Annotated in this window: 18 protein-coding genes and 2 pseudogenes; 11 read left to right on the forward strand and 9 right to left on the reverse strand. The window is 32.9% G+C overall.

The genetic code is table 11. The annotated features are described in order from the left end of the window. Window positions 1–205 precede the first annotated feature (205 nt). Window positions 206–1,471 (forward strand): aminotransferase class I/II-fold pyridoxal phosphate-dependent enzyme, encoded by a 1,266-nt coding sequence (locus MYRA21_RS11945; RefSeq protein WP_006259382.1) that lies wholly within the window; start codon window positions 206–208, stop codon window positions 1,469–1,471. 61 nt (window positions 1,472–1,532) lie between these two features. On the opposite strand, the gene punC is transcribed toward MYRA21_RS11945, so the two are convergent. From punC to MYRA21_RS11965, 4 genes are all read right to left on the reverse strand, one after another. After that, window positions 1,533–2,708, reverse strand: a complete 1,176-nt coding sequence (gene punC / locus MYRA21_RS11950; protein WP_016649634.1) for a purine nucleoside transporter PunC — start codon at window positions 2,706–2,708, stop codon at window positions 1,533–1,535. Between the two features lie 181 nt (window positions 2,709–2,889). Further along, entirely contained in the window at window positions 2,890–3,552 is a 663-nt protein-coding gene (locus MYRA21_RS11955; protein ID WP_039329146.1) for a CatA-like O-acetyltransferase, read from the reverse strand. A gap of 6 nt (window positions 3,553–3,558) precedes the next feature. Beyond that, the gene (locus MYRA21_RS11960) at window positions 3,559–4,338 is read right to left on the reverse strand and encodes an enhanced serine sensitivity protein SseB (RefSeq protein ID WP_006259379.1); all 780 of its coding nucleotides are present in this window, start codon (window positions 4,336–4,338) and stop codon (window positions 3,559–3,561) included. 117 nt (window positions 4,339–4,455) lie between these two features. Next, window positions 4,456–5,547 carry a M42 family metallopeptidase gene (locus MYRA21_RS11965; protein ID WP_006259378.1) on the reverse strand — a complete coding sequence of 364 codons (1,092 nt, stop codon included), beginning with the start codon at window positions 5,545–5,547 and terminating at the stop codon, window positions 4,456–4,458. Between the two features lie 81 nt (window positions 5,548–5,628). Between MYRA21_RS11965 and MYRA21_RS11970 the strand changes: the two genes are divergently transcribed. From MYRA21_RS11970 to MYRA21_RS11990, 5 genes are all read left to right on the forward strand, one after another. Further along, complete coding sequence (locus tag MYRA21_RS11970; RefSeq protein WP_039329148.1) at window positions 5,629–6,324, forward strand: DUF4294 domain-containing protein; 696 nt, start codon at window positions 5,629–5,631, stop codon at window positions 6,322–6,324. Between the two features lie 47 nt (window positions 6,325–6,371). After that, window positions 6,372–7,457 carry a DNA polymerase III subunit gamma/tau gene (gene dnaX / locus MYRA21_RS11975; protein WP_006265032.1) on the forward strand — a complete coding sequence of 362 codons (1,086 nt, stop codon included), beginning with the start codon at window positions 6,372–6,374 and terminating at the stop codon, window positions 7,455–7,457. A 71-nt stretch (window positions 7,458–7,528) separates the two neighbouring features. After that, window positions 7,529–8,260, forward strand: coding sequence for a hypothetical protein (locus tag MYRA21_RS11980; protein ID WP_006259375.1), 732 nt, complete (start codon window positions 7,529–7,531; stop codon window positions 8,258–8,260). 40 nt (window positions 8,261–8,300) lie between these two features. Then, window positions 8,301–9,131 carry a S1 RNA-binding domain-containing protein gene (locus tag MYRA21_RS11985; protein WP_006259374.1) on the forward strand — a complete coding sequence of 277 codons (831 nt, stop codon included), beginning with the start codon at window positions 8,301–8,303 and terminating at the stop codon, window positions 9,129–9,131. A gap of 649 nt (window positions 9,132–9,780) precedes the next feature. Continuing rightward, entirely contained in the window at window positions 9,781–10,689 is a 909-nt protein-coding gene (locus MYRA21_RS11990; RefSeq protein ID WP_039329150.1) for a YafY family protein, read from the forward strand. Window positions 10,690–10,888: 199 nt separating this feature from the next. Here MYRA21_RS11990 and MYRA21_RS11995 read toward each other — a convergent pair whose 3' ends face one another. Both MYRA21_RS11995 and MYRA21_RS12000 read right to left on the reverse strand, forming a co-directional pair. Then, complete coding sequence (locus MYRA21_RS11995) at window positions 10,889–12,265, reverse strand: RagB/SusD family nutrient uptake outer membrane protein (protein WP_235279903.1); 1,377 nt, start codon at window positions 12,263–12,265, stop codon at window positions 10,889–10,891. A gap of 10 nt (window positions 12,266–12,275) precedes the next feature. After that, a pseudogene (locus MYRA21_RS12000) lies at window positions 12,276–14,531 on the reverse strand (SusC/RagA family TonB-linked outer membrane protein); the annotation flags it as partial. 3 nt (window positions 14,532–14,534) lie between these two features. Here MYRA21_RS12000 and MYRA21_RS12005 point away from each other — a divergent pair. The 3 genes and pseudogenes from MYRA21_RS12005 to MYRA21_RS12015 all read left to right on the forward strand — a co-directional run. After that, window positions 14,535–15,149, forward strand: a pseudogene (locus tag MYRA21_RS12005) (relaxase/mobilization nuclease domain-containing protein); the annotation flags it as partial. Window positions 15,150–15,151: 2 nt separating this feature from the next. After that, window positions 15,152–15,499, forward strand: coding sequence for a hypothetical protein (locus MYRA21_RS12010; RefSeq protein ID WP_039329155.1), 348 nt, complete (start codon window positions 15,152–15,154; stop codon window positions 15,497–15,499). 114 nt (window positions 15,500–15,613) lie between these two features. Then, a complete protein-coding gene (locus MYRA21_RS12015) occupies window positions 15,614–16,009 on the forward strand; it encodes a helix-turn-helix domain-containing protein (RefSeq protein ID WP_039329157.1) in 396 nt (131 codons plus the stop codon). Between the two features lie 255 nt (window positions 16,010–16,264). Here MYRA21_RS12015 and MYRA21_RS12020 read toward each other — a convergent pair whose 3' ends face one another. The 3 genes from MYRA21_RS12020 to MYRA21_RS12030 all read right to left on the reverse strand — a co-directional run bounded on the left by MYRA21_RS12020 (window position 16,265) and on the right by MYRA21_RS12030 (window position 18,081). Next, a complete protein-coding gene (locus MYRA21_RS12020; protein ID WP_039329159.1) occupies window positions 16,265–16,807 on the reverse strand; it encodes a hypothetical protein in 543 nt (180 codons plus the stop codon). A gap of 2 nt (window positions 16,808–16,809) precedes the next feature. Next, window positions 16,810–17,340, reverse strand: a complete 531-nt coding sequence (locus MYRA21_RS12025) for a hypothetical protein (protein WP_039329161.1) — start codon at window positions 17,338–17,340, stop codon at window positions 16,810–16,812. Between the two features lie 81 nt (window positions 17,341–17,421). Then, the gene (locus MYRA21_RS12030) at window positions 17,422–18,081 is read right to left on the reverse strand and encodes a hypothetical protein (protein ID WP_039329163.1); all 660 of its coding nucleotides are present in this window, start codon (window positions 18,079–18,081) and stop codon (window positions 17,422–17,424) included. A gap of 142 nt (window positions 18,082–18,223) precedes the next feature. Here MYRA21_RS12030 and MYRA21_RS12035 point away from each other — a divergent pair, with 142 nt between their 5' ends. Together MYRA21_RS12035 and MYRA21_RS12040 are read left to right on the forward strand one after the other, a co-directional pair. Continuing rightward, complete coding sequence (locus tag MYRA21_RS12035) at window positions 18,224–19,894, forward strand: hypothetical protein (RefSeq protein ID WP_039329164.1); 1,671 nt, start codon at window positions 18,224–18,226, stop codon at window positions 19,892–19,894. 184 nt (window positions 19,895–20,078) lie between these two features. Further along, window positions 20,079–20,549 carry a RadC family protein gene (locus MYRA21_RS12040; RefSeq protein WP_039329167.1) on the forward strand — a complete coding sequence of 157 codons (471 nt, stop codon included), beginning with the start codon at window positions 20,079–20,081 and terminating at the stop codon, window positions 20,547–20,549. Window positions 20,550–20,642: the final 93 nt, after the last annotated feature.

Genomic DNA, 20,642 nt, shown 5'->3' on the forward strand with positions numbered 1-20,642 from the left:
TTTTTATTTTAAAAACACTTTTCATTAGATGTTTTGTGAAAAAAATGGTCATTTTGTTCGCGTTTTTATATTGAGATATTATATGTAAAATGCATTTAATACTATCACAGTTAGAGGGGTTTCGGTTCAAATAGTTCCCTATTTATTATGAAAGCATACAAAATATCATTATTTTTGCAATTGTTTTTTTAAACATAGTTATATTATGGTAAACGATTTATTTGACAGAATACAGAAAAATAAAGGGCCTTTAGGAAAATGGGCATCTCAAGCGGAAGGATATTATGTGTTTCCTAAGCTAGAGGGACCTTTGTCAAATCGTATGATGTTTCATGGAAAAGAAGTTATTAACTGGAGTATCAATGATTATTTAGGTTTATCTAATCACCCAGAAGTTAGAAAAGTAGATGCTGAAGCAGCTGCTGAATATGGAGCAGCTTATCCAATGGGTGCTCGTATGATGTCTGGACATACTACAATGCACGAGCAATTACAAAATGAATTAGCAGCATTCGTACAAAAAGAAGCAGCTTATTTATTAAACTTTGGTTACCAAGGGATGGTTTCTATCATCGACGCTTTAGTAACGAAGAATGATGTAATCGTATACGATGTAGATTCTCACGCTTGTATTATTGATGGTGTTCGTTTACATATGGGTAAACGTTTTACTTATAAACACAATGATATCGAAAGTATCGAAAAGAACTTAGAGAGAGCAACTAAAATGGCTGAAACTACAGGTGGAGGTATCTTAGTGATCACTGAGGGGGTATTCGGTATGAGAGGTCAACAAGGTAAATTAAAAGAAATAGTAGCTCTTAAAGAGAAATACAACTTCCGTTTATTAGTTGATGATGCTCATGGATTCGGTACTCTAGGTGCTACAGGAGCAGGAGCAGGTGAGGAGCAAGGATGTCAAGATGGTATCGATGTGTACTTCTCTACTTTTGCTAAGTCTATGGCTTCTATCGGAGCTTTCGTAGCAGCAGATAAAGATATTATTGATTATTTAAAATATAATTTACGTTCTCAAATGTTCGCAAAATCATTACCAATGATTTTCACTAAAGGAGCATTAAAACGTTTAGAGCTTTTAAGAACTAATCCTGAGTTAAAAGCGAAGTTATGGGAGAATGTAAACTTACTTCAGAATGGATTAAAAGACAGAGGATTCAACATCGGTGATACAAATACTTGTGTTACTCCTGTGTACTTAGAAGGAAGTATTCCTGAGGCAATGGTTATGGTAAATGACTTGAGAGAGAACTATAATATTTTCTTATCAATCGTTGTTTATCCAGTTATTCCTAAAGGAATTATCTTATTGAGAATGATTCCTACAGCAACTCATACTAAAGAGGATATCGATGAGACATTAAAAGCTTATGAAGCTATCCGCGAGAAGTTAGAGAATGGTACTTACAAACAAATTGCAGAAGCAACTACTGTAGATGTATCTAACGCATAATATGTAGATAGAATATATAAAAAAAGGAACCTAAATATTTAGGTTCCTTTTTTTGTGTCTATTATTTTGAACTTTTTGTCAATCGGTAGGCTATGTATATTAATGGAATAGTTCCGGTCATAACTAATACAGTAGTAAATAGAGCATCTTCTGTAAATAGAGAAACTATGGAGCTGGCGATAAAACACATCCCTAACTGAATAGTGTTTTGCAGAGCAGCAGCTTTACCTGAGTTATTAGGATATAGCTTTAAAGCTTCTGAGACTACAATAGGGTATGATGCTCCATTGACAAAAGCCATTAAACAAAATGGGATTAATAAGGTCGTCAAGGTAGGAGTGGTAAATACTGCTAATGCAGTAAGTGAACTAATAGCAATAACAAATAATGCAATAAAGAAAGGCATTAATACATCTCCATTTACTCTAGAAGATAGTGTTCTGTATCCAAAACCACCTACTAAGAAGGCAATAGTCTGAGGTACGAAACTAAAGCCTATTTCGCTTTCATTGTATCCCATCTCTTTTAAGAAGAAAGGTGACCCTGTCAACCATGCAAAGAAAGCAGCAGAGCACAATGCATAGATAAGTACATTACCTACGTATTTTTTTGACTTAAGTATTTCGAAATAAGAAATACTCTTTGCTTCAACTTGTACTGTTTCTTCTACTTTCTTTTCTTCTTTTATAGTGAAAGTGTATAAAATCAGAAGAACAGATATGATCGCTAATGTGATAAAGATAGATCTCCATCCGAAATGATCTAATAAGTATACTCCTAATAAAGGCGCTAGAGCGGGTGATAGAGCTACTAAAGGCATAATAGATGCAAATACCTTATTCGTCTCGCTAGAAGGATATTTTTCTATAACTAAGGCTTGCCAGCTAACAGCAGCAGCACATACTCCGATAGCTTGTATTAGTCTTAATACGATAAAGACGATTACGCTATCTGTAAAGAAAATTGCTAAAGAGGAAATAGTGAATATACTAAGACCTATTATAATGGTTTTTGGTTTACCGACTTTGTCAGATATTGGTCCCCACATTAGTTGTGCGATAGCGTATCCAGCAAGGAATAAACTTAAGGTAGCGCTAATATTACTTTTAGTGGTGTCAAGATCAATACGCATCTTGTCAAATGCTGGTAAGTACATATCTGTTGCTAAAAACCCTATGATACTTAACCCTACTAGATATACTAAAAAGAAAAAACTATTCTTATGTTGTTGTGGCATATATTAAAAATTTTAGAATCGGCAAAAGTACACTAATTATATACGCGACAAGGGGGTTATTTGTCTAAGAAGGATAAATTAACAGAGACTATGAAGGGATTGATAGGGTAGTTGTTTGATAATGAGGTTTATTGAAGTAGGGAGGAAATAAAAAAAGGATTACCTCTTGTAGAGATAATCCTTATAATATCCAGTTTCTAGCATCGTTTGCAATATCTTGTATGTCTTGTAAGAACATGGAAGTGTGATATCCGTCTGCTATAGCATGATTGACGTAAATAGATAATGGTATTAAAACCTTATCATGCTCTTGATAATACTTGCCAAAACGAATAATTGGCTTTAAAAAATCAGAGTCATGAGAAGTATCTTGACTAATGCTCTCAAAGCTAATCCAGGGGACGCAAGAGATGGGAACAAAATTAGCAGGTAGACCTGCTTTTATCTTTATTCCTTTAACATCCTTGTACTTCTCGATATCAGAGATGATATTGTGGTGAAAAGCTTTAAAGTCATCAGCGTGTTCACTCCATAAATCAGAAAATGTTTTGTCATCTTCGTGAAAGAGGGTGTATTGTGGGGCTAAAAAATTCCATGTGCCTAGTTGACCTTCATGTATACAAGTGCGAAGCTCCTCACTGTTGTTAAGTGCTTTCATGATGATATATAAGAAGGTAGGAAAGAACTTGTATCCTTTACTTTTGTATAGACTGAATACTTCTGTAATTTCTATTTTAATACTTACCGTATATTTTGTCTTTAGAATATTTCGGTAATATTCATAGTAAGGAGTCCTGTTCCACGATTCTAAGTCGATAGGGGTGAATTTAGCTTCCTTTGTCATTGTTTGTTATTTTGTGTAGAAAGGAGTGGCGTGATTATAGAAATAATCGCTAAAGTTTCCATTCTTTTCTAACTTGATAATATCTATATATTCCTCTTTCGTTAAATGAGGTTTACAGAAGTTAGAGATTAAATCTGCTACTTCTTTAAAATCAGTTAATTCTTTAGCGCACTCTATCGCGAATACATAATGAGCATTTTTATCTAAGATCTCATTAAATGTCCAACCGATATAAGCTGCGTTAATAAGTTCGTGCTCAGAAAAGGCAGTTTTTAACTCTTCTAATAAAACAGTAGGTTCAGTCTCTGGTGCTCCTATTTTTACATTCATCTGAGCTTTTAATACAGGGCTACTTAAGGTGTTGAATATACTACCGTTCAGCATTTCTGCTATTTCTTCTACGACTAATTCTTTGTATACTTTAGAAAAAGGATTGACAATGATAGTAGCTCCTAGTGTCATTTCTAAGAAGTCATTTCCTCTTACTTTCATATAATCCATTTCTTGATGTATAGCACTAGCATCGTATATTCTATCTGGATGTGTAAATACAGGAATACAGTTGTTCTCAAAAGCAATAATAGGAGGTGTAGGATCCATGCTACCATCAGTCTTACCTTCTAAAGCTCCTTTTTCAACGAGCACATAAATATCATCTTTTAAGAAACGATTGTAAAATACAATTCTATATTCTGGATTAGTACCTGCTTGCTCAATGATTTGTGCAAGAGTTAAGTTTGTATTTAGTTTTGCAACTTTATTTTTGTTGCGATTGTAATTGGACATTATCTAAATGTATTTTTATTCAAAGATAGAGGATTTAATCATATTCCTTTGATTTGTTTGTATAAAATTGGTAGATAATTCATAAAAAATAAGGCAGCGAATGGCTGCCTTACTATGTTATTTAAAGTACGAAAAAGTTTCGTTATTCTCTATTTTAAGTAGTGTTTCGTAGATTAGTTTGATTGTGTTTTCAACATCATCTCTGTGAACCATCTCTACTGTAGTATGCATATATCTTAGAGGAAGAGAGATAAGTGCTGAAGCAACACCTCCATTGCTATAAGCAAAGGCATCTGTATCTGTACCTGTTACTCTGCTCATGGCATTGCGTTGGAAAGGAATATTGTTATACTCAGCTGTTTCTTCGATTAACTCTCTTAAGTTATTTTGGATAGCAGGAGCATATCCTACTACAGGACCTCTACCAATCTTATTATCCCCTTCGATATTCTTGTCTACCATCGGTGTATTAGAATCATGACAAACATCTGTTACGATAGCTACATTAGGTTTAATCGTTTGTGTGATCATTTCAGCACCTCTTAATCCTACTTCTTCTTGAACTGCGTTTACGATATAAAGTCCAAAAGGTAGTGCCTTGTTATTCTCCTTTAATAAACGAGCTACTTGTGCAATCATAAAACCACCCATTCTGTTGTCAATAGCACGACATACAAAACGATTATTGTTTAAGATAGTGAAAGTGTCAGGGTATGTAATCACACAACCTACATGTACTCCTAATGCTTCTACTTCAGCCTTAGAGTCACATCCTAGGTCAATAAAGTTTGTTTCTATTTTTGGAGATTCTTCTTTTCCAGCTCTATTTCTGATGTGTATAGCAGGCCATCCGAATACACCTTCTACAATTCCTTTTTTAGTATGGATATGTACTCGTTTAGAAGGGGCGATCATGTGATCACTACCACCATTTCTAACTACGTGAATAAAACCTTCTTCAGTGATATACTTAACGTACCAAGAGATTTCGTCAGCGTGTCCTTCTATCACAACTTTATAAGGAGCATCAGGATTGATTATTCCTACAGCAGTACCATAAGTGTCTGTAATAAAAGTGTCTACATAAGGTTTTAGATATTCCATCCAAGTCTTTTGGTTATTTGACTCATGTCCAGTAGGAGATGGGTTATTTAAATATGTTTCTAAAAAAGCTAGTGAACTGTCATCTAGAATTGTCTTTGTACTCATGATTTTATTTTTTTGCTAATTTACCTAATACTATTATTATTACTCAACAAAAAGAGATAATTTTGGAGTATAATTTAGGTTATGAAAAAGCTTTTAGTAATTAGTTTTGTGTTTTTTGTGCAATACCTTATTGCACAAGATAAAAAGCTAGTTGAAGTACCAGAGATACCGCATGAACTCATTATAGAAGGAGATACGATACAGGAATATACTATTCCTGAGATTTATATTGGGGTGGATATTAAAGACGAGAAGTATAGACGTGATATGATTATTCTGCGCAATAGATTGCGTAGAGTGTATCCTTATGCAAAGGCTACAGCAGAGAATCTAGTGATTCTGAATGCAAACCTAGATAAGATGACTAGTAATAGTGATAAGCGTAAGTATATAAAACGCTCTCAGAAATATCTAGAAGAACAGTTTACAGCGAGATTAAAGAAACTGTCTCGTAATGATGGAAAAGTGCTGATTAAACTTATTGATCGTCAGACAGGACAGACTGTATATAAATTAATTAAGGAGTTTAAAAGTGGTTGGAAGGCTTTTTGGTCTAATACTGCTGCTCGAACTTTTAGTTTAGACTTGAAATCGGAGTATCGTCCTGAACTTTATTTGGATGACTTTTATATAGAAGTACAGTTACAGTATTTGTTTTATACTTTTGAGTTAGAAAGCAGAGAACCTCATAGCCCTATTCATCTAAATGAACTTAGAAAACAGTGGTCAAATAAGATAGGTAAAGATGAGTTTTTCCCTGCTGAGTTAAGAGAATAATTTCTGTATTCTAAAAAATAAACTACCTTTGCGATAATAAGAGACCTATGGAACAATTTATCGTATCTGCCCGAAAATATAGACCCCAAACATTTAGAGATGTAGTAGGCCAACAAGCTATTACAAGTACTCTAGTTAATGCTATTGAGAGTAATCACTTAGCACAGGCTTTGTTGTTTACAGGACCTAGAGGAGTAGGTAAGACGACATGTGCTCGTATTTTAGCTAGAAAGATAAACCAAGAGGGATATGATGATCCGAATGAGGACTTTGCATTTAATGTATTTGAATTAGATGCTGCGTCTAATAACTCAGTGGATGATATCAGAAGTCTTATTGATCAAGTGCGTATACCACCACAGACTGGAAAGTATAAGGTGTATATTATAGATGAGGTGCATATGCTGTCTTCTGCAGCGTTTAATGCTTTCTTAAAAACATTAGAAGAACCACCTCGTCATGCTATTTTTATATTAGCAACTACCGAGAAGCATAAGATCATACCAACTATCTTATCTAGATGTCAGATATTTGATTTTAAACGAATCACTATTGCTGATGCGGCTAATCACTTAGCTGATGTTGCTAGAAGTCAAGGAATCAACTTTGAGGATGATGCCTTGCGTATTATAGCGCAGAAAGCTGATGGTGCTATGCGTGATGCATTATCTATATTTGATAGAGTTGTTTCTTATTGTGGTAGAAACTTAACAAGACAAGCTGTTGCTGAAAATCTTAATGTATTAGACTTTGAATATTATATTCGTATCACTGATTTTGTTTTACAGAATAATATTCCTGCATTATTACTAGCGTATAATGATATCTTATCTAAAGGATTTGATGGACATCATTTTGTTTCTGGACTGGCTTCTCATTTTAGAGATTTGATGGTTTGTAAAACACCTGAGACAATCAATCTATTAGAGATTGGAGATCATGGCAAACAATTGTTTTACAATCAGTCACAACAAACTTCAATGCCTTTCTTGTTACAAGCTATAGAGATAGCGAATGATTGTGATCTGAAGTATAAATCAAGTCAAAACCAGAGATTACTAGTAGAATTGTGTCTAATGCAGTTAGCGTCTTTATCTTTTGAAGGCGAAAAAAAAAAGATAAACAATTTATAATACCAGCTTTAGCGCTTAAAGAATTACTTCATAATAGACAATTTACAAGTAATTTAGATGAGTTAAATGCTTTGGCAAGTGTAAGTAAAAACACATCTGTACAAGAGGTAAATAGTATTCACCAATCAGCTCAAAACATACAAGTGCCTAATAATGTACCTGTAGTAGAGCAAGGTGGTTATGCTCAAAGTGTAAATAATCAATATGATAATACAGTTGCTCCTCAAGGAGCTCAAACTGTTGAGTCAAATCATCTAGTACAACCTCAGGCAAGTGAGTCATTAAATAATCAGTCACTCAATATAGAAAGTAATACTAATCCTATAGCAGAACAACCTAAAAGAGCTTCTGCCTTATCGTTGACTAGTATTCGAAACAGAAAAGAGTTGGCTTCGTCTCTAGAAAAAGTTGTAATTAACCCTGATGACTTACCTAAACAGGCTTTTACCTATGATCAGTTAATGGGAGAATGGAACTATTATATAGATCGTTTGACTAGAGCAGGATTAATGCTAATGGCTTCTTTAATGCGAATGGCTCAACCTACTTTGTATGAAGCTCGTATTGAATTAGAATTGCCAAATGAGGGTTCTAAATTGAGTTTTGAAGAGAATAAGTATGACTTGGTTAATTACCTTCGCAAAAAATTACAGAACTTTGCAATTGAATTAAATATTACTGTTAACGAAGAGATTAAGCTAGTTAAGAGAGTATTAGACTCAAAAGATAAGTACCAACATTTTATAGAAATTAATCCTGAAGTAGAGGTATTGAAGGACATTTTTGACTTAGAATTAAAGTAAAAGTGAACTTAAGTTCACAATATAAAAGATATACAAGAATATGATTAAAATAGGAGATGATAATAAATTAAAGGTTGCTCGTTTAGCGGGTATTGGACTTTATTTAACAGATGGTGAAACAGATATTCTTTTACCTAGTAAATACGAACCTGAGAATATTAGAGTTGGAGATGAGATGATTGTCTTTGTTTACTTAGATCAAGAAGAAAGACCAGTAGCTACTACTTTAGAGCCTAAAATATATGTAAATGAGTTTGCGTTATTAAAAGTAAGCTACATTAATGAATATGGAGCCTTTATGGATATGGGGTTAGAAAAGGACTTATTCGTTCCGTTTAGAGAACAAGCGCGTCCTATGAAAGAAGGGAATAGATATCTGATCTATATGTATCTTGATGATCAAAGTAAACGATTGGTAGGTTCTAGTAAATTAAAGCAGTTTGTCGATAATAAGGATATTACTGTAGAAGAAGGAGAAGAAGTAGAACTAGTTGTATCTCATATTACAGATTTAGGTATTAATGTAATTATCAATGAAAAACACGCTGGTCTTATGTATAAGAATGAAGTGTTTGAAGAGTTACACACAGGAGATCGTATCATAGGGTATATTAAATCTATTCGTCCTGATGGAAAAATAGACGTTAGTAGAAACAAATTAGGTTTTGATGGAGTAGTAGACAGTGCTACAATTATTATCAGAGAATTAGAGCACAACAGAGGATTCTTAGGGCTAAATGACAATAGTCATCCAGAAGACATCAAGACTGTTCTAAACATGAGTAAAAAGACCTTTAAAAAGGCAATAGGAACTCTTTATAAAGAGAAGAAGATAGAGATAAAAGAAGATGGTATTTATCTAGTGAGATAGTATCTGAGTGAGATAGTACAAGAGGGAGTCATGGGTAAAGTGGCTCCTTTTTTTGTACCTGTATATTGTGGCTAGTGGTTTCTTTACTCAATAAATTACTTGCTTTACTTTTTTTTAGATTATGAAGATTGGTAAATTAATATGTTTGTAATGTTCTTTTAGATGAGCGAATTGTTTTTTAATTAGGAGCGAACATTGTATAGAAGTATCATTACTATCAACCATACTTAGTATAGAGCATGTGTATTCTGAGTTGTATAACTTGTGATGCAATAGAATAACTATTTCTAGTATAGTGTTGGCTAGCTAAGAATTTAGAGTGTCCCCATAGCGTCTATATTTTAAATAGACGCTATTTTTTTAATAAAGGTGTAATCAAATAACCTTAGCATTATTTGATTTTTACTATTTATAAATGTGTCAAAACAGAAGCGAAGTAGCTGGTTATGAATAAATATTTCAACTCTTCTCAAATTGAGATTACGCAGCTTAACTAAGAAAAAAGACACTTTCACCCAATTTTTTAATACCTTCTATTATATAGGATTACTTTTGTATCCCAATTAGATAGTTTTTTTTATTAGAGAAAAAAGCTAATTTAGTTATTTATAAAAAACACAACTATCACTTAATTTTAATTGGGGTTAAAATGAAGAAATTACGCTATTATTTTTTGGTATTAAATTACCTGAATCAAAATCATTATCCTTCGCGGGAAAAGCTTTTAGAGTACTTAGCAAGTTATGATATTGATATTAGTGAACGTACACTGTATCGCGCACTTAGTGACTTGTCTACAGAGTTTGGGGTAGAGGTATCACTAGATAATGCTAAAAAAGGGTATTATATTGCTCCTAAATATTTAGCAAGAGCAAATCAAGTTTTATTACATTTAAAAGATCTGGTAACTACAGATATACTTAATTCGAGTAATGGGTCTAGGGCGTCAGCTTCTACTTATATCGATCCAGTATCTAAGAAAGGAGTATTGCCAATAGATACGATTAGAATGATCTATACAGCAATGACGAAAAATCAAAAAATATCTTTTACTTATACTAATCAGTCAGAAGGAGAGCCACATCGTGTGAAAATAGCACCTATACTGTTTAAAGAATTTGAAGATGCGTGGTATGTTGTTGCGTTAGAAGATAATGAGTACCATACTTACTTTTTAGATACTATATCAGATGTGATGATTGAGAACGAACGTTTTAAAGGATGCTCAGAGTCAGCTAGAACTAAGTTTAGTGAAATTATAGGCTTAAACTTTACCAATCAAGATGTTCACGAAGTAGTCCTTTCATTTGATAAGAGTCAAAGAGCTGTTTTAAATTCTTGCCCACTTCACTCATCTCAGGTAATTACAGAGAGTGTATGTGGAGAACGTATTTTAGCTACTTTATTAGTTAAACCAAATTATGAGTTGAAGCAACAAATCATGAAATTTGGTAAATATGTGAAAGTTGTTTCACCAGAAAGACTAAAGGAAGAAGTTATTGAAGAATTGCGTTTTGCTTTAGAGCAACACCAAGACGAATATATAAAAATACATTAGTTTGGGGGAATTAATGTAGAAGTTGTAACTGTATATGATAAGTTATTATTAAGTCAAAATATACAGATATAACGGTTAGTTTGTTTCGAAAACAATAGCAGGTGGGGGCCTGCTATTGTTGATTTATACTTTAGAGTATGAATCGAGGTTTATTGTAAATGAAAAAGGCTATTCTGTTTAAGAATAGCCTTTTTTAGTATTAGTATTTTAACGCTGGATTAGCTTGTACTTCTTTTTGTGGAATAGGTAGTTGATAGTATTCATCAAAAGCATTAATTATCGTGTTATCAGTATCTACTGCTAGATCACGTGAATCTCTTTCTAATGGTAAGCCTAATCTTTTTAAATCAAAATAGCGATGTCCTTCGAAGGATAATTCTAAGAAACGTTCTTGTAATACATCCTGTAGCGTCACAGTAGTAAAGTGAGTATTATCTTTAATTCTATTATCTCTAAGTGTATTAATATCATTAGTAGCACTGGTATTGTTACCTAGTTTTAGATATGCTTCTGCGCGTATAAGGTACATTTCACTGATGCGGAATACTTTGTAATCATTAATACGATCGTTGAATGCGCTACCATCATATTTACTGATGACTGCATCATCTTCTATACCGAAGAAGTGTTCATATCTTTGGTCATTTTCTGAGTCAAATTGATCTCTTAGCTTCTGTGAAGCATAGTACAATGTTTTACCATTGCTGAAGTCATACCAGAATATGTTGGGTCTAATGTTGTCATCATTGTTGCGCTTCAGTTTAAAAATAACCTCAGCATTAGAAGTGTCCTCCCATATTCCTTCAAACTCTTTTGCCGTTGCTAGTGGATATTTATTAATTAGCAGAGTACTATATCTTTCTGCTTTTGTATAGTCATGCGCATATAGTGCCACACGTGCAGTTAAAGCTAAGATAGCATCCTCACTTAAGCGAATAGAGGTATCTTTATTAATATACTGCTCTGCTTCCATTAGATCGCTATCTAGTTGTTTATAGAAGTTTTGTATTGTCTGTTTACCTGGCTTCTCATATACATCAGAACTCGTCTTATAGGGGGTTGTATAAGCTGTCATCCCTAAGTATTCAGATTGTCCAAACATACGGTGTAGTTCGAAGTGTATTAAAGCTCTTAGACCGTGTAATTCACTCTTTAGTTGCTTTAGTTTTTCTACTTCAGCCTCATTGTTAGTAGGTACTTTATGGATGTTTTCTAGTAGTCTGTTAATCTTGTACACGCTGTGGTAGTAATCTATCCATATCTGTTGTAGAAGGTCATCGTCTGCGCTAAAAGTCCATCGGTTAAGATTGACAGCATAAGAGTTTACCCCAGCATTGCCAGGAGCTAATTTACAATCATCCGCCATGATCGAACCGATTAAGGTATTGTATTCTAAGTTTAGCTCTGTATAAGCTCCTAGTACTCCAAACTCAAATTGCTTAACCGAACTGTAAATATGTTCTTCATTTACAGCATCTTTTGGGTCTATATCTAGCATACTATCACAACTCTGGAAACTAATAGCTCCTAATGCTAAGCATAGTATTGCACTTATTTTATATATGGTTGTTTTCATTGACATTGCTTTAAAAAATTACTTTTACACCTGCTGTGATGGTACGTGGTAATGGGTATTCATATTGGTACCAGTTATTGTCATCTTCAGGATCTTGTCCTTTGAAATTTGTCCAAGTCAATAGGTTTTGCCCTTGAGCGAATATATTGACCTCTTTTACTATTTTATTCCATTTACCGAAGTCTTTAAATCTATAGTTTACACTTAAGTTTCTAAGTTTTAAGTAATCTGCTTTTTGTAGCTCTCTATCAGTCATATAACGAGCGTATTTTGCACTAGGATTATCGCTGACATCACCAGGGTTTTGCCACATATCTAACATACTTGTAGACTGGTTATAGATACGGTAAGTTTGGTCTGCGGATGTTCTGTAAAACTCTCCTGTGTTAAGTCTATACATTCCTTTAATAAAAGAGAATAAGGCGCTTACTTCTAAGTTTTTGTATTTAAAGTTAGTTGTAAACCCTCCTTTGATAGCAGGGTCAAACCCTCCTTTAACTAATACAGCATTATCAGGATCATAAGTAGTCGTGATATTACCTTCTTTGTCATAATAGAGTGGAGCACCTGTTTGCTGATCTACACCAGCCCATTTCACCATATAGAAATGTCCTATTTGCTTGCCGACTTGATGGATAGAGTAGTCTTCTGTGATGATTTCATCCTCATCTCCTAGGCTCAAGATTTTATTCTTGTTATAAGCAAAGTTAACTCCTAAGTTAAAGGTGAAGTCTCCACTTTTTACCACATCTCCAGACAGTTTTAATTCAATACCACGGTTTCTGATTTTACCCATATTATCTGCTATGGATTCAAACCCCGATGTACTAGAAAGAGATCTATCTAAGAATAAATCACTCGTAATACGGTTATAGAAGTCTATTTCTCCAATTAATCTATTTTCAAATAAACCGAACTCTAACCCTAAGTCTAGAATCTTATTCATCTCCCAGTTGTACTGATTGTTCCCTGGTGTTATAGGGTTAAGGGCAGTACCTCCGTTGTATTGACCAGGGCCATAAAGACGGCGGTACCCGAAGTCACTAGCGAAGCCATTAGCATTACCTGTTAATCCATAGCTAGCTCTTAAACGTGCCATAGAGATAACATCTATATTCTGCATAAAGTCTTCTGTCTTCATATTCCAACTACCTCCCACAGCATAGAAGTACTTATATCTGTTATTACGAGGTACACGTGATGAACCATCTCTTCTTAAACTAGTAGACAACGTAAATCTGTTCTCGTATGAATATCTCACTAAAGCGACTTGAGAAAGTAACAAGTTCTCAGAAGCTCTACCTTCTATCTTAGGAATGAAGTCATTCTCAGGTGTACCTGGTGTGATACCACCTGCAGTATGGTCTAGCCCATCTATTAACCCATATCCTGTAAAGCCGTGATAGTTATACTTCTGTCTATTCATCTCCATTAAGGCTATCGCTTCTATCTCGTGTGCATCCCATCTGTATTTATAGTTAGCCCCGAAGTTAGCCATTAGCCCGATGTTAGTCTGATCACCTTGACTATACATTCCTTTACCACCTTCTTCTACTAGGTCTCCGAAGTACGTATCAGGTTTGATGATATGTGTATTACTTAGCTTAGTATAATCAACCCCTATTGTACTAGTAAGTTTAAAGTCATCTGTAATATCAAAAGCAAAGTTACCTGCTAATACACCTTTCTGCTGTTTTTCTCTTCGGCTAACATCGTTATACATTGCTAAAGCATTTGTACCAAATCTATTCGTACCAGGAGTAAGTTTTCCATCTTCATCATACGGATTCTCATAAGGTAACGCGAAGTACATAGAAGCTACAGGATTTGTCTCGCTTACATCAAAGTCAGACTCTGAAGTTTGACTATTAATATTCGCTAAGTTGATGAAGAAGTTAGTACTCAATCTACCAGACTTATGGTGAATATTACTATTCACATTGAACTTTTCTATACCTGAGTTGTATAATACACCATCTTGTTTGAAGTAGTTTAATGAAGTATAGTGTTGAGTCTTATCATCGCCCCCTTGGAAGCTTAAGTTATGAGATTGATTAATCCCTCTTCTCATTAACTTCTTTTTCCAATCAATATTAGTCTGTCTAATCTCAGCTAATCGTCTATCTCCTTCTATATAATCAACATCTGTCTTAGCTACCTGTACACCATTTACTGTCTTATAAGGGTTGTTTCTAGAATATGCCCATCCAGGTAAGTCTTGGTCTTGAAGCATTTCTTCGAACTGAAGACGTTGGTTCGTATTCATCCTTTTGTTCACACTGAAAAAGAGCACAAGCACATTCACATATTGGCTAACCGCATTGATGAAAAAGGAAAAACATTAAAGGATAATTATATCGGATTTCAAGCGCAACGCATCGCTCATGAGATAGCTTTAAAATATGGTTGGACTTCTATAAGACAAGAAAACGAAAACAAAAAAGAACAAGTAAAAGCTAATCAAAAGCAAGTAGCACAAGAGATTAAAAAAGCACATTATCTTGTTTTAAAAGAGCGTCCTAAAAGTTTACAGCAGTATATCGATATGATGCGTATGTATCAAATAGAAGTGAAACCGAGTGTAAACAAACAAGGCAATATTCAAGGGTATCGATTTATTCATTTACCCACAAGCACAAACTTAAAAGCAAGTGAAGTTGACCGTAATCTAAAACTAAGTGAACTGTTTGAAAATAACACTCCCAAACGTAGTGACGATTTATTTCACGCTGTCCTGTTCAAAGACCAAGACAAACAAATTTCATTTGAGAATTGGAACATCAATACTGTAAGCCTGTTTAGTTTTCTAAACTCCTACGGAAATTACTATGAAGACTATACTCCTGATATCACTAAAAAGAAAAAACGAACAATAAGACGATAGTTATGGCAAAGCAACAACCAACACTTACAGAACTCACTGAGCTACTCTTCCAACAAGTAGTTTACTTGCAAGAAACAATGAAGCAGAATATCGCTCAGCAAACTGAGCTTTCATACAAATTAAACAGTATTGAGGTTAAAGTAAACCTATCTGAGCTTAAAAAAGTAGAAGAGCAACAAACAGAACGGCTTGCTTCTTATCTTGATCACTTTTGTATTAGATTACAAGCAATTAATGAACAGCATTACAAGGTGAATAAGTCAATCAACTCGAAGAAGATTCTATACCTAATATTACTTAATATCTTCTTTTTCTTGGTTACTTGTTTGTGCATATACAAACTGAAATAGCAACATTGTTAGTTGAAGTATTTCAAATATTAGTTTTTTGTGTAACTTTACGATTCAATCTTTTTTAAATCAATGGCTTTATCTTTTGAGCCTTCTTAAACTAAGCTATTAATTATGGAACATAAAATACACCAAGGTAGAAATGTAAAGCGTTTTAGAGAAATGCTTGGAATCAAACAAGAGGTTCTTGCTTTTGATTTGGGTGAAGATTGGAATCAAAAGAAGATATCTGTATTGGAACAAAAAGAAGTAATTGATAATTCATTACTGCAACAGATTTCTAAGGTACTTAAGATACCTGTTGAAGCAATTGAGAATTTTGATGAACAGCAAGCTATTAATATAATATCAAGTACATTTAATGATATTAATTATAATCCTATTTTCAATAATAGTCCTATTGATGCAATTGTGAAGCTTCACGAAGAAAAGATTGCTTTGTATGAGCGTATGCTTAAAGAGAAAGAAGAAATGATGAATCGTTTAGAAAAGCTTATTCAAAGTAAGTAGGCATTAGATGATATCGTATATAATAGAAAAAAGGTAGAATTACTATAAAGGGTATTCTACCTTTTTCTTTTTTAGATAAATATTAATGTATCTCCGTTTAGTGTCATATTGATGATTTAGTATGGAAAAAGCAGTTCTTGAAAAATCATAAGTAACTAATATACAGCCTTTATAGAAAGTGCTTGTATACTATTTAATTTGATAAATATTAACTTACTTCTCTTTATTACATCAGACGGACATACATTTAAATATTTATTTATAAGTAGTTTTATCCCTTTGTTGAATGAGTTTACAAGCATCCAACATTTTATGAAAGTTCAGCATTGATACATTGCAACAATAGTCTTTATGATATAAACTATCAGCCATTGTAGCTAAAATTAAATCAAAGAATGATTTATTTACCTGTTCAATAGTAAATCGATTAAAGATATTCTCAAATACTATATAAGGATTCTTATATTCATCTTTATTCAAATATTTAATCCTCTTTAGTTCTTCATCAGATATTTCAGCAACAGTAAGCCCTTTTTTATAAAATTTCTTTGGTTTTAGATATATCCTATATCCTGCTTTAAATATGGATTGTAAAACAGTTGCATCATAGATAACCTCTGAGGCACTTATTTTATCATACATCTTATGACTTAAAGTATAGCAACAATAACTTCGTAACTGTTCTTGAAAATATTCAATATCTGCAAGTTCTCTAAGCCAATTGAATAGTTCGTATGGACATTTAACATTGTCTTTTGTCCAATAGTATGATTCTAATGAATGTTCTTGTTTTGCCATGACTACTCAGTTCTTTCGCAGATTAGCCAACATGCCTCAATCAATCTATTGACATTGATAAAAGAAATATTAATTTCTGTAGAAGGCGGTTCTATAAAATTACCAAGTGCAAACTCTACAATTTCAAACAAATCAATCTCTATATCTATTACTGATTGTTTTTCAAAAACATCCTCAAATACCATGTAAGGGTTTAAATACTCATCTAATGACAATGAACCCAAAAAAACTTTAGACTTAGCAACTGTTGATTTCTTTAATGGATTAAGAATATAATACTTATCTGAGTTACTTCGTATTTTATAACTACCGCGAACTACTGAACGTAGTATAGAATAAATTAAAAAAACGACATGAGGACTCTGTTGTTGATATATTTCGCTTTTATGAGTATAGACCATTAATTCGCTTAAATATTGTTTTAATTCAGAAGGAATTACAACTTCAAACAAACGAGATAACATATCATAAGGATTTTTAATAGGCTCTCTATACCATATATGAGCTTCTAAGGGAATTTTTACTTTTTTCATAATTCAGGTCTTTTAAAGTTTATATAAAAATACCTTCCCTTGTATTGGTAAACTATTCTATATCAAGGATAAAATATGCATTTAATAATCCTGAGTATTATCTTGGTCTGTATTTAGTTCAACAATACAAGTCATTAAATCAATAAATATGCGTATCATCCCAAACCAAATAATAACTTCCTTATTATATTGCATAATAGGATTATCATCAAGTACATTCTCCTTTTCTATCATAGATATATCTTGACTGGAAAACAAGTCAGTTATTGTCTTGTAATTCTCTTTACCGACTACAAGAATAACAAGATTGTAAATGTGAGCCATAAAATACTCGAAACCCATTATATTTATAATCTTTTCTATGGCATATATTCTAAAGCTATTTTTCTCTAATACTTCTTTTTCATGTTTTTTATAATCAACTAACTTACCCTCTTTGATTAGTTCAAAAGCACAACATATAAGTAATTGTAAAGCCATTAGTGTATTTACAACTTCAAACTCAAACTTACTAGTATCTTCGAATTCAACTTCCCGTTTTAAAAGTTTTTCAATCCCGTATTCTTCAATATATTTTGGGTAATTGTTGTAATGCTCCATTACAATTGGATTATTTAATACAAGTAAGATATTATCTATCATTTGCAATAAAACCATTTCATCTTCACTTATAATAGTCACCACATTAACTACTTGCTCTCGAGTGATTATAAGCCTTTTAATATTCTCTTTATTAGTCATAATAATATAATTTTAGGTTCATAAATTTGATCTCTTTACACAGGATAAACTATTCGTTTAGAAACTATAATATCCTTTATTCGAATAGATTACCGTAAATCAAGGTAAGACCTTGCAGTAGTTAACCTTAAATACTGTAATTATGAAATCAATCATTAACAACCTTTCAAGCTTGAAACTATCAAGCGAATTAAGATACGAACTTGAAGGTTTAATCGAAAAAAATTTAGTAGGGTTTATTTTTTATTCGCAGAAGAACTTGCTCAATCATCCTATTATTACTCTTTGTTTTTATGATGCTGATGAACTAAATAATATCCGTAGAAGCAAATGGATTACTAAGGGGATTAATCACTACCAAGCAAATATTTACTGTTTGTGTATCAAGGACTTTTATCAATCTGATTCTTTTCAGAATATAATGTATTCAACATTAAATTGCCAAAAAGAAAATCTCGTTTATGGTTCTTTACACGATAGTGAACCATTATTTAGTTTGCACCAATCTAAACAGAAAGAAAATGATTTTGAAAGCTTTATTTCTAAATGGTTTGCTAAGCATTACAAAAGAAACACTAAGTTTTTAAAGTCTTTAAAAAAGGAGCTGAAAGCTAATCACATAGATGAACAATCTGCTATACTTGGTATAAAGCAAGTGATACAAGATACTAAAGAAAGAGTTCAACCTATATTATCAGGGAGCATTCAGTGTAGTACTGCTTCTTTTCTAAATTTCGTATTTAGCCATTGCTCTACTGTTCAAGATGTTTTTAAACAAGACTTTGATTTTTATGCGAGAGATATGACTTCATTATTCAGAGAAGAGCTAAAACCAAAGAAAAATGCTGAACAGATAGAACCCTATGAAAAACCATTAGTAGGATATTTACTTAACATAGCTCAGGATTTTTTAGAAGCGATGTACGTAGAAATACCACATAGAATCCTCACTAAATATAAGCTCATGGTAAACAAGCAAAAGCTACTTTCTTTAAATAATCCCAATGAGATAACAGAAATACAAGAAGAACTTGAAGAACGGACAAGAAAAATACTTTTGAAGTATAAGAAAGTAGAGTCATTTTATCTAATAAAAAGACGAACTAACGATCAAGTACTCTTAAACTCTGATGATTCTACTTCTCATAAGCTACATTTACTATTACTAGCAAGTATTGAGACGTTGCACATTAATGAAGAGGGTAATATAAGACAATACGTTTCTTTTCATACTGAGGATTTAGTTGATGTAACCGTAATCCTGATTAAAAAATCAAATTGGTATTTGCATATACCTGTTTATCATTCTTTCTTTAAACAGAATATAACAGAGGATAAGCTATGGATTGGAAAGCCACTAATAGCAGAGAATCCAGATTTAGAAACGTTTCCACTAAATGAACTTAAATTAAAGTTTTGGGTAGAGTGCAAATCAATGCTTAAACCTATTGTGAAAAGACTCAGCTATCAAATAGAAGGCTGTCAGAGCGATGCAGATGTAATTTTCTATAAGTATGCCTTACAGCAACTTTCAATGGCTATACTCTTTGCTAAAATGGATTATATGCCACAAGTACACACTACAAGTTACCTATGGCGTTTAATTCAATGGTATGCTCCTGAATTAGGTCTTGTTATTGACTGTAATAAGGAGATAAAGGAAATGTTATTTGAGAATTATACATGTCTTAGAAATTATCCTAATATCAAATACCCAACGGTTAAATACACAGAAGAACAATGGAACAGAGTTTATTATTTCATTTGTAAGCTTTACGAGTGTGCTAAAGAATGTTATCAGATTAAAGATTAAGACACATTGATTATAGTTTTATTTTTATTAATAATTGCACAAAGTTAGGCAATGCCTAGCGGTTCGCTAGCAAGAAATTCCCCCATAAATGCTTGACTAAAGTCTGCGCTTTATTGCGTTGCTTCTTGCGCTTGCTAAGCCATTACCAATTGTGGCTCCATAATTAATTTAAAAATTTAATAGTATGGAAACTACAGTTTTAAACACAGAATGGCTTATTGCCTCAGAAGTAGAATTAATTTACAAATCAAAAGTAAAAGCTTCGCAGAGACCTCAGATTACATCTTCTTATAGTGCATATCAAATAGCATTAAAAGCATGGGATAGTAATAAGATTGAATTATTAGAACAGTTTAAAGTACTTATGCTTTCAAACAACAACAAAGTACTTGGAGTATTAGAAGTTTCCTCAGGAGGAATAACAGGTACAATAGTAGATTTGAGAATCATTTTCTCCGCTCTTTTAAAAGCGCATGCAGTGGGATTTTTGATTATACATAACCATCCGTCAGGAAAATTAGCACCAAGTGATGCTGATAGACAAATCACAAGAAAGATTAAAGAAGCAAGTAAAATACTTGATATTAATCTTTTAGATCATTTAATTATAACAGCAGAGAGTTACTACTCTTTTGCAGATGAAGGCATCTTATAAGGTGCCTTTGTTTTTTAAAAGAAGTAAAACTGTAAAGGTGCTTTTACAGTTTTACTTCGTTATTTTTTTATATGTCTAATTATTAATGTACAA

This window comes from Myroides sp. A21 (assembly GCF_000807225.1).
GTDB classification, from domain to species: domain Bacteria; phylum Bacteroidota; class Bacteroidia; order Flavobacteriales; family Flavobacteriaceae; genus Flavobacterium; species Flavobacterium odoratimimum.